The sequence below is a fragment of the Pseudaquabacterium inlustre genome (assembly GCF_038066595.1).
In the GTDB taxonomy this organism is placed as follows: domain Bacteria; phylum Pseudomonadota; class Gammaproteobacteria; order Burkholderiales; family Burkholderiaceae_C; genus Pseudaquabacterium; species Pseudaquabacterium inlustre.
Genome location: NZ_JBBUTH010000002.1, coordinates 103,967 through 118,090, shown reverse-complemented (window position 1 = coordinate 118,090; position 14,124 = coordinate 103,967). Strand labels below are relative to the sequence as shown.

General features: G+C 73.2%; 11 protein-coding genes. 5 read left to right on the top strand and 6 right to left on the bottom strand.

The annotated features are described in order from the left end of the window. Nucleotide 1: 1 nt before the first annotated feature. Entirely contained in the window at nt 2-949 is a 948-nt protein-coding gene (locus AACH10_RS05125; RefSeq protein ID WP_341409295.1) for a helix-turn-helix domain-containing protein, read from the bottom strand. A gap of 103 nt (nt 950-1,052) precedes the next feature. On the opposite strand from AACH10_RS05125, the gene pobA reads away from it, so the two are divergent. The 4 genes from pobA to AACH10_RS05105 all read left to right on the top strand — a co-directional run bounded on the left by pobA (nt 1,053) and on the right by AACH10_RS05105 (nt 5,769). Further along, a complete protein-coding gene (gene pobA / locus AACH10_RS05120; protein WP_341409294.1) occupies nt 1,053-2,225 on the top strand; it encodes a 4-hydroxybenzoate 3-monooxygenase in 1,173 nt (390 codons plus the stop codon). Between the two features lie 62 nt (nt 2,226-2,287). Then, a complete protein-coding gene (locus tag AACH10_RS05115) occupies nt 2,288-3,190 on the top strand; it encodes an alpha/beta hydrolase (protein WP_341409293.1) in 903 nt (300 codons plus the stop codon). A gap of 148 nt (nt 3,191-3,338) precedes the next feature. Further along, nucleotides 3,339-4,916 (top strand): acyl-CoA synthetase, encoded by a 1,578-nt coding sequence (locus tag AACH10_RS05110; RefSeq protein WP_341409292.1) that lies wholly within the window; start codon nt 3,339-3,341, stop codon nt 4,914-4,916. A 7-nt stretch (nt 4,917-4,923) separates the two neighbouring features. Beyond that, nucleotides 4,924-5,769 carry an alpha/beta fold hydrolase gene (locus AACH10_RS05105; protein WP_341409290.1) on the top strand — a complete coding sequence of 282 codons (846 nt, stop codon included), beginning with the start codon at nt 4,924-4,926 and terminating at the stop codon, nt 5,767-5,769. A 13-nt stretch (nt 5,770-5,782) separates the two neighbouring features. On the opposite strand, the gene AACH10_RS05100 is transcribed toward AACH10_RS05105, so the two are convergent. The 3 genes from AACH10_RS05100 to pulA form a co-directional block, all read right to left on the bottom strand. Further along, nucleotides 5,783-6,544, bottom strand: coding sequence for a toll/interleukin-1 receptor domain-containing protein (locus AACH10_RS05100; protein WP_341409289.1), 762 nt, complete (start codon nt 6,542-6,544; stop codon nt 5,783-5,785). After that, entirely contained in the window at nt 6,534-7,565 is a 1,032-nt protein-coding gene (locus AACH10_RS05095; RefSeq protein ID WP_341409288.1) for a hypothetical protein, read from the bottom strand. The genes AACH10_RS05100 and AACH10_RS05095 overlap by 11 nt, the downstream gene beginning before the upstream one ends. Nucleotides 7,566-7,683: 118 nt before the next feature. Then, the gene (gene pulA, locus AACH10_RS05090) at nt 7,684-10,518 is read right to left on the bottom strand and encodes a pullulanase-type alpha-1,6-glucosidase (RefSeq protein WP_341409287.1); all 2,835 of its coding nucleotides are present in this window, start codon (nt 10,516-10,518) and stop codon (nt 7,684-7,686) included. Nucleotides 10,519-10,591: 73 nt separating this feature from the next. On the opposite strand from pulA, the gene AACH10_RS05085 reads away from it, so the two are divergent. Further along, a complete protein-coding gene (locus AACH10_RS05085; protein ID WP_341409286.1) occupies nt 10,592-12,298 on the top strand; it encodes an alpha-amylase family glycosyl hydrolase in 1,707 nt (568 codons plus the stop codon). 17 nt (nt 12,299-12,315) lie between these two features. On the opposite strand, the gene modC is transcribed toward AACH10_RS05085, so the two are convergent. Together modC and modB are read right to left on the bottom strand one after the other, a co-directional pair. After that, nucleotides 12,316-13,422 carry a molybdenum ABC transporter ATP-binding protein gene (modC, locus tag AACH10_RS05080; RefSeq protein WP_341409285.1) on the bottom strand — a complete coding sequence of 369 codons (1,107 nt, stop codon included), beginning with the start codon at nt 13,420-13,422 and terminating at the stop codon, nt 12,316-12,318. After that, the gene (modB, locus tag AACH10_RS05075) at nt 13,419-14,120 is read right to left on the bottom strand and encodes a molybdate ABC transporter permease subunit (protein WP_341409342.1); all 702 of its coding nucleotides are present in this window, start codon (nt 14,118-14,120) and stop codon (nt 13,419-13,421) included. The genes modC and modB overlap by 4 nt, the downstream gene beginning before the upstream one ends. Nucleotides 14,121-14,124: the final 4 nt, after the last annotated feature.

The following is a 14,124-nucleotide window of genomic DNA, read 5'->3' as shown; positions in this document are numbered from 1 at the left end:
TTCATGCTTTGCCACCGGGATCGGGGGCGCCCGCCCCGGCCTGGCCCAGCTGGCGCCAGCGGCTGGGCGCATGGCCGGTGTGGTGGCGGAAGAAGCGGCTGAAGTAGCCGGCATCGGCAAAGCCCAGGCCGAGGGCCACCCGCTTGACGCTGAGCGTGGTGTAGGCCAGGTCGCGCTGCGCCTCCAGCAGCAGCCGGCCATGCAGCACGCCCAGCGCCGAGTGGCCCAGCACCTGGTGGCAGGCCCGGTTGAGTTGCGTGGGGGTGATGCCCAGCTCGGCCGCCAGCGCCGCCAGCGTGGGCTGGCTGCGAAAGCGCGCCTCCACCAGCGCGCGGTAGCGGCGCACATGGGCGGTGGCGCGCTCGGGCGTCGGCGCGCTGTCGGGCGCACGCTCGTCGGCCGGCACCTCGCGGCCCAGCACCACGGCCAGTCGCAGCAGCGCTGCGTCCAGCGCCAGGTCGCGCCAGGCCTCGGCGGCGCGGAACTCGGCGTGCAGCCGCGCCACCGCCTCGGCCACGGCGCGGGCTGGCGACGCACCGGTGCCCGCCTTCACGCCCGCAGCCCGCGGCCAGTGCAGATGGGACGGCCGCATCAGCCGCGCCGCCAGCCCCGGCGCGGCGGCCAGGCGCTGGGCCAGGTGCGCCTCCAGCACGGTGATCACCAGGCCGTCGATGCCGGGCTCGAAGCGGAAGCCGTGCGGCACCAGGGCCGGCACCAGCAGCACGCAGGGCCCGTGCAGCGCCAGCGCACGGTCTTCCAGCTGGGCCTGGCCCCGGCCGCGGGCGATGTACAGAATTTGAAACAGCACCGCATGCCGGTGCGGGCGGATCTCCCAGTCGTGGCGGCTGCTGCGGCTGGCGATGTCTTCGCAGTGCAGCCAGTCGACGGCCTCGGTGCGGCCCTGCTCGCCATAGAGGGCATAGGTGGGCAGGCCGGCGGGAGAGCGCATGTTCGAATTGTTCAAGTCTTTGCCGAAACTGTCCATTGAGCACGGCGCGGGCCGGGGGCCACACTCTTGACCCTCATCAAGCCACAACCCGGAGACACGCCCCATGCAACGCACCCAGGTCGCCATCGTCGGCGCCGGCCCCTCGGGCCTGCTGCTGGGCCAGCTGCTGGCCAAGTCAGGCATCGCCAATGTGGTGATCGAGCAGCGCAGCGCCGACTACGTGCTGGGCCGCATCCGCGCCGGCGTGCTGGAGCAGACCTGCACCGATCTGCTGCGCGCCGCCGGCGTGCATGCCCGCATGGACGCCGAGGGCCTGCCGCACGACGGCGTGTGCCTGGCCTTTGGCGGCCGGCTGGAGCGCATCGACCTGCACGGCCTGACCGGCAAGCGCGTCACTGTCTACGGCCAGACCGAGGTCACCCGTGACCTGATGGACGCGCGCCGCAGCGCCGGCCTGAGCACGGTGTACGAGGCCGACGAGGTGGCGGTGCACGACTTCCTCGATGGCAGCGCCCCGCGCGTGAGCTGGCTGAAGGACGGCCAGCGCCACGAGCTGCAGGCCGACTTCATCGCCGGCTGCGACGGCTTCCACGGCGTGTGCCGCGCCAGCGTGCCGGCCGAGAAGATCAGCCTGCACGAGAAGGTGTACCCCTTCGGCTGGCTGGGCCTGCTGAGCGACACGCCGCCGGTGCACGAGGAGCTGATCTACGTGCACCACGAGCGCGGCTTTGCGCTGTGCAGCCAGCGCAGCACCACGCGCAGCCGCTACTACGTGCAGTGCAGCCTCGACGACAAGGTCGAGAACTGGAGCGACGAGGCCTTCTGGCACGAGCTGCGGCTGCGCCTGCCCGCCGAGGTGGCCGACAAGCTGGTCACGGGCCCGTCGCTGGAAAAGAGCATCGCGCCGCTGCGCAGCTTCGTGGCCGAGCCGCTGCAATTCGGCCGCCTGTTCCTGGTGGGCGATGCCGGCCACATCGTGCCGCCCACCGGCGCCAAGGGCCTGAACCTGGCCGCCAGCGACGTGGGCTACCTGTGGCAGGCGCTCGAAGGCTTCTACGCCGGCCGCGCCGGCGAGGTCGACCACTACTCGCAGCGCGCGCTGGCCCGCATCTGGAAGGCCGAGCGCTTCTCGTGGAGCATGACCACGCTGCTGCACAAGTTCCCCGACAACGGCACGTTCGGCACCAAGATGCAGCTGGCCGAGCTGGACTACCTGTTCAGCTCCCAGGCGGCGATGACCGCGGTGGCCGAGAACTACGTCGGCCTGCCGATGTGAGCGGCGCGGGCGCGGAACTCCCGCCGCCCACCAGGGTCGTTTGGGCCATGTTGTCATCGCGCATGTCCTGCACGCCACCCACCCCATCACCCTCCCGCCGCTGGCACCGCCTGGCCGGCGCGGCCGCACTGGCCCTGGCCGGCGCCGGCCTGCTGGGCGGCTGCGCCACGCTGGACGAGAAGCAGCGCGAGTGGATCTTCCAGCCCGGCACGCGCACCTGGGCCGGCGGCCAGGCCGCCGCCCAGGGCATGCAGGACGTGTGGATCGACTTCCACAGCGCCGAGGCCGGCCAGGCCGCGCGCCTGCACGGCCTGTGGCTGCCGCAGCCGGCGGCCGACGCGCCGGTGCTGCTGTACCTGCACGGCGCGCGCTTCGACGTGCGCGGCAGTGCCCCGCGCATGCGCCGCCTGCACGATCTGGGCTTTGCCGTGCTGGCGGTGGACTACCGTGGCTTCGGCCAGAGCAGCCCGGCGCTGCCCTCCGAAGCCCTGGCGCACGAGGACGCGCAGGCCGCCTGGCACTGGCTGGCCGCGCAGCACCCGCAGGCGCGGCGCTACCTGTTCGGCCATTCGCTGGGCGGGGCCATCGCTGTGCGCCTGGCGGCCGAGACGCCCGATCTGGCCGGCCTGATGGTCGAGGGCAGCTTCACCTCCATCCCCGACGTGGTGGCCAGCTTCAAGTGGGGCTGGCTGCCGGTGGCGCCGCTGATCTCGCAGCGCTTCGACGCTGCCGAAGCCATCGCCCGCGTGAAGGCGCCGGTGCTGGTGGTGCATGGCAGCGCCGACAGCCTGATCCCGCCGGCCCTGGGCCGCGCGCTGTACGAGCGCGCCAGCGCGCCCAAGCGCTTCGTGCTGGTGGAGGGCGGCTCGCACCACAGCACCAATGCCGTGGGCCTGGCGCAGTACCGCGAGGCGGTGGCGGCGCTGTTCGGCGTGGGTGGCCGGGCCGGGGCGGCGGGGTCCTGAGCGGCGGCGGCGCCAGGCCTGTCGCAGGCTGCGCCAACCGGCGGTCGCAGCGGGTTTCGCGATCGCCGAAGCTCGGGTTCAAACCCGATGCCAAGCCGCGGCGCCGGCGCTAGCGTGCAGGCCATCCCTGCCCCTTTGGAGCCCTGCCATGCTGCCCCCCGCCCTGCGCCGCCAGACCCTGGCCGACCTGCTGCGCCGCACCGCCGCGCGCCATCCGCACAAGCCCGGCATCCTGTGCGGCGACACCGCCTGGACCTGGGCGCAGTTCGCCGACGTGGTGGAGCGCCTGGCCGCCGGCCTGCATGGCCAGGGCGTGGCGCATGGCGACCGCGTGGCCGTGCTGGCGCGCAACTCGCATGGCTTTGCCGCGCTGCGCTATGCGCTGGCGCGGCTGGGCGCGGTGCTGGTGCCGGTGAACTTCATGCTCAACGCCGACGAGGCGGCCTACATCCTGCGCCACAGCGGCGCGCGCCTGCTGGCGGTGGATTCGGGCCTGGCCGCGCTCGGCCGCGACGCCGCCGCGCGCGACACCGCCATCGCCCGGCTGCTGTGGATTCCAGGTGAGGACGCCAGCCCCTGCCCGGCCGACTGCCTGGACTTCCACGCACTGGCCGACACCGACGCCGCCGCGCACCCGGCGCCCGAGATGGCTTTCGACCGCGACCACCTGCTGCAGATCGTCTACACCAGCGGCACCGAGAGCCTGCCCAAGGGCGCCATGCTGACCCACGGCGCGGTGATCGACCAGTACCTCAGCTGCATCGTCGACGGCGAGATGGCCGCCGGCGACGTGGTGCTGCATGCGCTGCCGCTGTACCACTGCGCGCAGCTGGATGTGTTTCTGGGCCCCAGCGTCTACCTGGGCAGCACCAGCTTCATCACCAGCAAGCCCACGCCCGACAACCTGCTGACGCTGATCGCCCGGCACCGCATCACGCAGTTCTTCGCGCCGCCCACGGTGTGGATCGGCATGCTGCGCCACCCGCTGTTCGACGAGGTGGACCTGGGCAGCCTGCGCAAGGGCTACTACGGCGCGTCGATCATGCCGGTGGCGGTGATCGAGGAGCTGATCCGCCGCGTGCCGCAGATGCGGCTGTGGAATTTCTACGGCCAGACCGAGATCGCGCCGCTGGCCACGGTGCTGACGCCCGAGGACCAGCTGCGCAAGCCCGGCTCGGCCGGCCGCGCCGCGCTGAACGTGGAAACGCGCGTGGTCGACGACGACATGAACGACGTGCCGCCCGGCACCGTGGGCGAGATCGTGCACCGCAGCCCGCAGCTGCTGCTGGGCTACTTCAACGACCCCGAGCGCAGCGCCGCGGCCTTTGCCGGCGGCTGGTTCCACAGCGGCGATCTGGGCGTGCTGGACGCCGACGGCTACCTCAGCGTGGTGGATCGCAAGAAGGACATGATCAAGACCGGCGGCGAGAACGTGGCCAGCCGCGAGGTGGAAGAGGCGCTGTACCGCCACGAGGCGATCAGCGAGGTGGCCGTGGTGGGCCTGCCGCACCCGCGCTGGATCGAGGCCGTGACCGCCGTGGTGGTGCGCAAGGCCGGCAAGGGCCTGAGCGAAGCCGAGGTGCTGGCCCACGCCGCCCAGCACCTGGCCCCGTTCAAGTGCCCGAAGGCCGTGCTGTTCGTCGACGCCCTGCCCAAGAACCCCAGCGGCAAGCTCTTGAAGCGTGAGTTGCGGGTGAAGTTCGAAGGGCATTTCGGCAAGGCATGATCGGCGCATGCTGATCACGATTGCCCCTGAAGTTCAACTGTTCGTCGACATCGAAGGCGCCGGCTGGGTGCCCGACGGCCCCTGCCTGCGCCAGAAGCCCACGCTGATCCTGCTGCACGGCGGGCCGGGCTACGACCATTCCAGCTTCAAGCCGATCTTCAGCCAGCTGGCCGATGTGGCGCAGATCGTCTACGTGGACCACCGCGGCCATGGCCGCGGCAGCCGCCGCCCGGCCGAGGAGTGGACGCTGGACACCTTCGCCGACGACGTGGTGCGGCTGTGCGAGGCGCTGGGCATCGAGCAACCCATCGTGCTGGGCCAGAGCTTCGGCGGCTTCGTCGCCCAGCGCTACCTGGCGCGCCACCCCGGCCATCCGGCCAAGGTGGTGCTGTCGTCCACCGCCGCGCGCTTCAACCTGGACCGCAAGCTGGCGATGTTCGAGCGCCTGGGCGGCCCGGCCGCACGCACCGCCGCCGAAGCCTTCTGGACCGCCCCGGCCGAGGCCACCTGGGCCGCCTACCAGGCCGCCTGCATGCACCTGTACAACCCCACGCCAGGCCACCCCGAGGCGCGCCAGCGCAACGTGTTCAACGAGGAGATCCTCTACACCTGGTCGGCGCGCGAATTCCCGGTGATGGACCTGCGCCCCGGCCTGGCCAGCGCGCAATGCCCGGTGCTGGTGATGGCCGGCGCGCTGGACCCGGTGACGCCCATCGACGACGCCCGCGAGATCTTCGACGCCCTGCCCGCCGCGCACCGCCAGTGGGCCGAGTTCGCGAACGCCGGCCACGGCGCCTGGCGCGACATGCCCGACGAGGCCATGGCCACGCTGCGGGCGTTCATCACGGGCTGAGCGGCCCGATGGCTCAGCCGGGCGCCACGGCGTCCTTGAGCTTGCGGTAGAGCTCGGCCAGCACCCGGTTCTGCTCGGGTTCGGGCAGCAGGTCCAGCGGCTGTCCGGGCGGGTTGGCGCCCTGGATCTTGGCCAGCGGCGAGTCCTCGAAGGTGCTGGTGCTCACCGCGATCCAGAAGATCAGACAACCACGGTCCTGGGCAGCCTTCAGCAAGGCCGGCAGTTCCTCGTTGCGGATGAAGGGCGAGGCCAGGAACGACTGCGTGACCAGGAACACCGCCACCCGCGCCGATGCCAGCTGCGCACGGATCTCGCTCAGCCAATCGGCGCCAACCGCGATCTCGGTGTCGTCCCACACGCGGATCAACTCCCGGTCTTCCAGCGGCTGCAGGAACTGCTTGAGCTTGGCCAGCCAGGCGCTGTCCTGGTGGCTGTAGCTGATGAACACCGGCCGCGTGGCCTGCACCTGTGGCGCGACGAAATGCTGCAGGTAGAGCACGCGCCGCTCGCTGTCGACCTCGAAGGTGACCTGGAACGCCGGCGCCGGGTGGCTGTAGACGCGGATGCTGCCGTTGCGGCTGATCGGCCGCGTGCGGCCGGGAAAGCCGTCGGGGTTGTCGGCCAGCGCGTCCACCACATCCGGCAGCGCCGCCAGGGCACCCGGTGGCAGCGCCTTGCGGCTGGCGCGGCCGGAGTCGGTGTAGACCAGCGCGTAGGGGTCGGCCGGCATCGGCGGCGCGGCGAGGGCGGCGTCCGAGGCGCTGTCAGGCGGCATGGCGGGGCTCCGAAGGTGAGGCGTCGGCGGTGGCCGGTGGCGGCGGTGGTGAGCCCTCGATGGCTTGGATGCGCAGCGTGCGGCCACCTTCTTCCAGCCGCGCCGTGACGGCCAGGCCCTCGGCGCGATAAACCCGTGCGCCCGCATCGCTGCCGGCGCCGCCCGCGGCGGCGGCCGGGCCATCGGCGCTGAGGTCGGCCAGCAGGTCATCGAGCGCCAGGCGCAGGGGCGCGGCCAGGGCTGCCCGCTGGGCCAGGGCGGCCGCGTCGAAGCGGATCACGCAGGCCGTGGCGCGTGTGGCATCGCTGCGCATGATGGCGTCCTGCCGCGCGGCGGCGATCTGCGCGTTCTCGATGCCCGCGGCCTGGTGCAGCAACTCGGCCGGCACCTCCACCTTGCCCTGCGCAACATTGGCCGGGCGCAGGGCCGCCAGCGTCTGGGCCAGCGCGCCGGCCTCGGTGGCCAGCGCCATCTGCTCGCGGCAGCGCCGCAGGTAGCGGGTGAGCAACAACAGCGGGGCCGACACCAGCACCACCGCGGCCATGGCCTCCAGGCCCTGGCCAGGTTGAAGAAAGACCACGCCCAGCAGGACCAGCAACAAGGCCAGCACCAGCACCACGACACTGCGCAGGCGATCGCCCCAGCGGCGGCGGCGGCGGGCGCGCCAGGCCGATTCGGCCAACCCGGCCACGCCCAGCGCATGCAGCTGCCGGTGCTCGACCCAGGTGCGCCAGACCAGGCGCCAGTTCAGCAGCAGCAGGCCCAGCGCCACCACGCCCAGCAGCGCGAAAACCAGGCCCAGCAGGCCGCCAGCGAGCGACTTCCAGGTCAACTGCTCGGGCAGGAACACCACGCCGACGATCAGCACCGCGCACCACAGCATGCCGTCGGTGCAGATCAGCAGCGCCCGGTAGCGGCGGTGCGCCGCGGGGCTCAAGCTGAGCTGCGCGGTGGCGGCCGACACGGCGTCGATGGCCGCATTCAGGTGCACGGCATCCAAGGCAATCGTCGGTGCAGTCATTCCACCCCTTCAGCCTTCACGCAGGCGGTGCGGCAGGACGAGGCTATTCAACACCGGGCGCGGCCGCAACGCCAGCCTGGCCGGTCAATCCCGGCGCGCTGTCGCGCAGGCAAGACACTCAACGCAGCACCCACACCCCCGCACTGCGCCCCGGCACGGTGAGCCGGCCGGTGGCGGCGTCCAGCCGGGCCTCGCTGCGCAGCCGCGCATCGGCCGCCCCCGGTGCGGCCAGCACCGGGTGCAGGCGCCAGCCGGCCTGGCGCAGGGTGTCAGCGGCCAGGGTGGCGGCTTCGGGCCGGGTGTTGAACACCGCCAGCAGCCGCTGCCAGCCGGCGCCGGGCAGATCGCGGCCGTCGAGCTCGACGGCGATCAGGCCGGGGTCGTCCTGCACGCCGGCGGCCACGAAGCGCAGGCGCTGGCGCACCGCGTCGGCGCTGCGCAGGCGGAACAGGCTGCTGCTGGCGCGCACGGCCAGCCAGTCGGCCAGGCTTTGGCGCGCGAAGGCGATGTCGGCCGGCTGCGCGCGCAGCGCCGGGTTGGCCAGGCGTGGCGCCATCCAGGGGTAGCGCGCGGCGTTATCGGCCTCGGGTGGCAGGCCGGTGCCGAAGTGGTTCGTCTGGCCGGTCCAGTCGAGGCGGTTGAACCAGTCGCCCGAATCGAAGCTGTTGCCGTCCAGGCTCTTGCTGCGCAGCAGCTCGATGCCGGCGTGGAAGTACGGCACGCCCTGGCTCAGCGCAGTGAGCGCGATGCCCAGCGCCTGCACGCGCGCGCGCTCGGCCGAGCTCGTTGCCAGCGGCAGCTTCAGCGCGTTGGCGTCCCACAGCGTGGCGTTGTCGTGGTTCTCCACGTAGTTCACCACCTCGCCGGGCTGCTCGGCATAGCCGGCGCCGGGGCGGCCGGCGTAGTGCAGTTCGGCGCCGGGGCGCGGCACACCGTCGGCGTCAGGCACCGGCACAGTGGCCAAGGTGCCGGCCAGGCCCAGGCGCACCAGCGCGGCGGCGGCGCGGCCCTGGGCTTCGCGTTCGGCGGCGGGCACGGCAGCGGGTCCGTGCGCAGCCTCGTCGTTGGGCGCGCCCACCAGCCCGTTCAGCCAGCCCTGGCGGGCCACCACCTGTGCCGGCGCATCGCCCACGCCGCCGCCACGCAGCGCGTCACGCGCCCGGTCGCTGAAGGTGGCGATGGCGGTGCCGGCCAGCCGGCCCTGCGCGGCCTGCACGAAGCGCGCGCCGTCGGCCACCTCGCCAAAATTCCAGCCCTCGCCCAGCAGCTGGATGTCGCGGCCGGCGTCCTGGCGCAGCGCATCGCGCAGCTGCACCATCAGCTCGCGCGGCTGGTGGCCCATCAGGTCGAAGCGGAACGAGTCGATGCGGTAGTGCCGCGCCCACAGCCGCACCGAGTCGCGCAGCAGCCGGCCCATCATGCGGTGCTCGGTGGCGCTGTTGTCGCAGCAGGTGCTGCGCTCCACGCGGCCCTGGGCGTCCAGCCGGTGATAGTAGCCGGGCACGATGCGGTCGAGCACCGAATGGGCGTGCTGGCCGCTGGCCGACAGGTGGTTGTAGACCACGTCCATGCCCACGCGCAGGCCGGCCGCATGCAGCGCCATCACCATCTGGCGGAACTCGCGGATGCGCACCGCGCCGTCGGCGGCATCGCTGGCGTAGCTGCCCTCGGGAGCGTTGAAGTGCAGCGGGTCGTAGCCCCAGTTGAAGCAGTCGCGCGCCGCTTCGGCCATCACCGCGGCCTGCTGGGCGCGGCTGTCGGGCGGGGCGTCGGCGGGCACGCGCGGCAGCACGCAGCCGGCCTCGGGCACGGTGGCGAAGTCGAACACCGGCAGCAGGTGCACATCGGTCAGCCCGGCGCGGGCCAGCGCGCGCAGGTGGCGCATGCCGGCGCTGCCGGCCTGGGCGAAGGCCGCGTATTTGCCGCGCAAGGCGGCGGGCACGCTGGCATCGTCGCGCGAGAAGTCGCGCACATGCAGCTCGTACACCGCCGTGTCGGTGAGGGCGGCCAGCGGCTTGCCGTGCGGCGCGTTGGCCCAGCCGGGCGGCGACAGGCGCGGATCGTCCAGCCGGCCGATCCAGCTGAACCTTGAATCGGTGCTCAGGCTGATGGCGTAAGGATCGGTGACGCGCTGGCGCAGCAGGCCGTGGCCGGGCACCAGCACATCCACCAGGTAGCGGTAGACCTGGCCGCGCCGGTCGCCCGGCAGCGCGCCCTGCCACAGGCCCGTGGCCGGCTGCAGCGCCAGCGGCTGCACGGCCTGGGCAGGCGCACCGGGCTGCGCATGCACGCACACCGCCACCTGCTGCGCGGTGGGCGCCCACAGCACGAAGCGGGCGGCATGCGGCGGGCGCAGCGTGGGCTGCACGCCCAGGGGCTGCGGGTCGGCTTCGGCAGCGGCGTACAGGTCGTCCAGCGCGCCGGCGGCCTGCAGCCGGGTGGCGGCGGTGATGCGGCCCTGGCCATCCTCAATCACCAATCGCAGCTGGCCGCGGTGCAAGGCGCGCAGCGCCTCGGGCGTGGCGGCCTCGGCCGGCAGGCGCCAGCGGACGCCGGACAGCAGATGGCGGAAGCGTCCGGCCAGCGCGGCGGGCAGCGGCTCGCGGTCGGGTTGCAGCGTGATGGTGCGCTCGGCGCCACGGGCGGGCTGGCCGGGCTCGGTGTGCAGCGTGGGGCCGGTGGCCCACAGCAGGCGGGCGCGGGTGTCCGAGCCCGCCTCCACGGCCGCCGGCGCCATGCCGGGCCACTGGATGCGTGTGGCGTCGAGCCACAGGCCGCGCGCCTCGGGCAGGGCCTGGGCCTCGGGCTGCAGCATGCTGGCGATGCCCGGCGCGTCGCAGTCGGCCGGCGTGGGGGCAGGCAGGGTTTGCGCCTGGGCCTGGGCCACGACCGCCAGCACCGCGCACAAGCTAGCAAAACTACGAATCAACGCCACCGATCGGATCGCGACCATAGAGACTTTCTCGGAGAGCCGGATCACACCGGCGCCGATAAAGTGTAGTTTCACTACAGACTCGAGTCTCTCCATGCGAACACCGATCCTGCGGCGCGTGACCGCGGCCCTGGTCGCAGCCCTGGCCGTGGCCGGACTGATGGCGCCCGCGCCGGCGGCCAGCCAAGGCGCTGCCACCGCCACCGTGCCCGACACCCGCCCGGTGCCGATGCGCCCCGACCCGCGCGGCCTGAAGCCGCTGCCGCGGCACTGGCAGCACGGCGTGTTCATGGAAATCTTCGTGCGCGCCTATGCCGACAGCGATGGCGACGGCATCGGCGACCTGCGCGGCCTGACGGCCAAGCTCGACGACCTGCAGGCACTCGGCATCCGTGGCCTCTGGCTGATGCCCATCACCGCCAGCGGCGACCACGACCACGGCTACGCCACCACCGACCACCGCGCAATCGAGCCGGCCTACGGCACGCTGGCCGACCTGGACGAACTGGTGCGCCAGGCCCGCCAGCGCGGCATCGGCATCATCATGGACTACGTGGTCAACCACGCCTCGGCGCAGCACCCGTTCTTCGTCGACGCGCGCGCCAACCCGGCCAGCGCCTGGCGCCCCTGGTGGGTGTGGGCCGATGGCGAGCGCCCGCGCGGCTGGGACATCTGGGGCAACGATCCCTGGTACCACACCGCCAGCGCGCCCTGGGATTTCAAAGGCGACCTGAAGACCCTGCCCCGCCCCGACGACACGGCGCGCGGCTTCTACTTCGGCACCTTCGGGCCGCACATGCCCGACTTCAACCTGCGCCACCCCGCCGTGCTGCGCTATCACCAGGACAGCCTGCGCTTCTGGCTGAACCGCGGCATCGCCGGCTTCCGGCTGGATGCCGTGCCGCACCTGGTGGAAAACAGCGCCAAGGATTGGAACGACCAGCCCGAAAGCCGGCGCATCACGCACGGCCTGCAGCGGCTGATCACCGCCTACCCCGGCCGCATGGTGGTGTGCGAGGCCACGGCCGAGCCGCAGGCCTGGGGCGACCCCGCCGTGTGCGGCGGCGCCTTCGCCTTCGGCCACACCCAGCACTTCGTGGGCGCGGCCATGGGCCAGGCGGAATCGGTGGCCGCGCTGGCGCGCTACTACCGCACCGCGCGGCCCACGATGGCCACGTTCGTGTCCAACCACGACATCTTTGCCGGCCGGCGCCTGTGGGATCAGATCGGCGGTGGCACGCCCGGCTGGCAGGCGCGCTACCAGCTGGCCGCCGCCGGCTACCTGCTGCAGCCGGGCACGCCTTTCGTCTACTACGGCGAAGAGGTGGGCCAGGCCGGCGTGCCCGACCTGCCCGGCGATTTGCCGCTACGCGCCCCGATGAGCTGGACGGCCGACGCGGGCACGGCCGGCTTCAGCACCGGCGCGCCGTTCCGCCCGCTGGCGCCCAACCACGCCACGCACAACCTGCAATCGCAGCGGCAGGAAGCGGGCTCGCTCTGGCACTTCTACCGGGCCATGATCGGCCTGCGCAACGCCCACCCCAGCCTGGCGCGCGGCCACTTCGAGCACAGCGCGGCCGAGGGCCTGGTGCTGGCCTTCCAGCGCCGCCTGGGCCGCGAGCGCACGCTGGTGCTGATCAACTACGACACGGCCGAGCGCGCGATGCAGCCGCCCGGCCTGCCTGCCGGTGCGCGGCTGCGCCCGCTGTGGCCGGCCGATGCGCCCACGCTGCGCGCTGGCGACGGGCCGGTGGCGCTGCCGGCGCAATCGCTGCGCGTCTACCGCATCGCGCCGCGCTGAGGGCCGCCGGGCCCGCGCTACATCAGCGCGGCGCCCTTCACCTGGGCATACAGCGCCTCGCCCGGCTGCAGCGCCAGGGTTTCCAGGCTGCGGCGGGTGATGCGCGCCAGCAGGTGCACCGGGGCCTCGCCCGGTGGCGCCGCGTCACCGGCATCGGCAAGGTCGGCGCGCACCGCCAGGCGCAGCAGCGCCGTGCTGCGGTCGGCGTGCAGGCTTTCCAGCACCACCGGCAGCACGTTGAGCACGCTGCTTTCCTGCGGCGGCTGGCGCGCCACGCTCACATCGCGCGCCAGCACGCGGGCGCGCACGCGCTGGCCCACCGGCACGGCGCTCTCGCCCAGCCACAGGCCGCCGCCGGCAAAGCCGATGCGGGTGAGGCCGTAGCGCGCATCGTGCTCGGCCACCGCGGCGTCGATCACCACGCCGGCCTCGTCCTGCCGGGCCAGCGGCAGATCGGGCCGGGCCAGCAGTTCGGCCACCGGGCCGGCGGCCAGCACGCGGCCCTGCGCCAGCAGCACCAGGTGGTGGGCCAGGCGCGCAGCCTCGTCCATGGCGTGCGTGACCAGCACCACCGGCAGCGCCAGCTCGCGGTGCAGGCGCTCCAGGTAGGGCAGGATCTCGGCCTTGCGCTGGGCGTCCAGCGCGGCCAGCGGCTCGTCCATCAGCAGCAGGCGCGGGCCGGTGGCCAGCGCCCGGGCAATGGCCACGCGCTGGCGCTCGCCGCCCGACAGCGTGGCCGGGCGCCGCGCCATCAGCGGGCCGATGCCCAGCAGATCCACCACGCTGTCGAGCGCGATGCGCTGCGCATCGGCGCCGCTGCGCTGGCGGCCGTAGGCCAGGTTGGCAGCCACGTCCAGGTGCGGGAACAGCGCCGCCTCCTGGATCACGTAGCCCAGCGGCCGCCGGTGCGTGGGCACGAAGACGCCGGCCGCATCGTCCTGCCACACCTGGCCATCGACGACCACGCGCCCGGCCGCGCGCTCCAGCCCGGCCAGCGCGCGCAGCACCGTGGTCTTGCCGCAGCCCGAGGGGCCGAACAACACGCTGACGCCCTGGCCGGGCAGGGTCAGGTCCACGTCCAGCGTGAAGTCGCGGCGCGGCAGGCGCAGGCGTGCTTCGATCATGGCGCGGCCTCCACGCCATCCACCCGGGCCGCGCGGCGCCGGTTGACCGCATGCAGGCTCAGCAGCACCACCAGCGCGAACACCACCATGCCCGCCGCCAACCGGTGGGCGGCCGCGAAGTCGGTGGCCTCGACGTGCTCGTAGATGGCCACCGACAGCACCCGGGTCTGGCCGGGGATGTTGCCGCCGATCATCAGCACCACGCCGAATTCGCCCACGGTGTGCGCGAAACCCAGCACCGTGGCGGTGATGAAGCCGGGCCGGGCCAGCGGCAGCGCCACGCTGACGAAGGCATCCCAGGGGCCGGCGCGCAAGGTGGCGGCCGCCTCCAGCGCGCGCTGCGGCACGGCCTCGAAGGCCTGCTGCAGCGGCTGCACCACGAAGGGCATGGAATACAGCACCGAGGCCACCACCAGCCCGGCAAAGCTGAAGGGCAGCCGCCCCAGGCCCAGCGCCTGGGTGAGCTGACCCACCGGCCCGTGCGGCCCCATCGTGACCAGCAGGTAAAAGCCCAGCACCGAGGGCGGCAGCACCAGCGGCAGCGCCACCACCGAGGCCACCAGCGGCTTGGCCGCCGAGCGGGTGCGCGCCAGCCACCAGGCCAGCGGCGTGCCCAGCAGCAGCAGCAGCACGGTGGTCAGCGTGGCCAGCTGCGCGGTCAGGCGAACGGCGGTCCAGTCCTCGGCGCTCACACGCAGCCCC

Excerpts from the sequence above, each read along its gene's own strand:
- AACH10_RS05125 (WP_341409295.1), bottom strand. The coding sequence starts at position 949 with ATGCGCTCTCCCGCCGGCCTGCCCACCTATGCCCTCTATGGCGAGCAG.
- pobA (WP_341409294.1), top strand. The coding sequence starts at position 1,053 with ATGCAACGCACCCAGGTCGCCATCGTCGGCGCCGGCCCCTCGGGCCTG.
- AACH10_RS05115 (WP_341409293.1), top strand. The coding sequence starts at position 2,288 with ATGTCCTGCACGCCACCCACCCCATCACCCTCCCGCCGCTGGCACCGC.
- AACH10_RS05110 (WP_341409292.1), top strand. The coding sequence starts at position 3,339 with ATGCTGCCCCCCGCCCTGCGCCGCCAGACCCTGGCCGACCTGCTGCGC.
- AACH10_RS05105 (WP_341409290.1), top strand. The coding sequence starts at position 4,924 with ATGCTGATCACGATTGCCCCTGAAGTTCAACTGTTCGTCGACATCGAA.
- AACH10_RS05100 (WP_341409289.1), bottom strand. The coding sequence starts at position 6,544 with ATGCCGCCTGACAGCGCCTCGGACGCCGCCCTCGCCGCGCCGCCGATG.
- AACH10_RS05095 (WP_341409288.1), bottom strand. The coding sequence starts at position 7,565 with ATGACTGCACCGACGATTGCCTTGGATGCCGTGCACCTGAATGCGGCC.
- pulA (WP_341409287.1), bottom strand. The coding sequence starts at position 10,518 with ATGGTCGCGATCCGATCGGTGGCGTTGATTCGTAGTTTTGCTAGCTTG.
- AACH10_RS05085 (WP_341409286.1), top strand. The coding sequence starts at position 10,592 with ATGCGAACACCGATCCTGCGGCGCGTGACCGCGGCCCTGGTCGCAGCC.
- modC (WP_341409285.1), bottom strand. The coding sequence starts at position 13,422 with ATGATCGAAGCACGCCTGCGCCTGCCGCGCCGCGACTTCACGCTGGAC.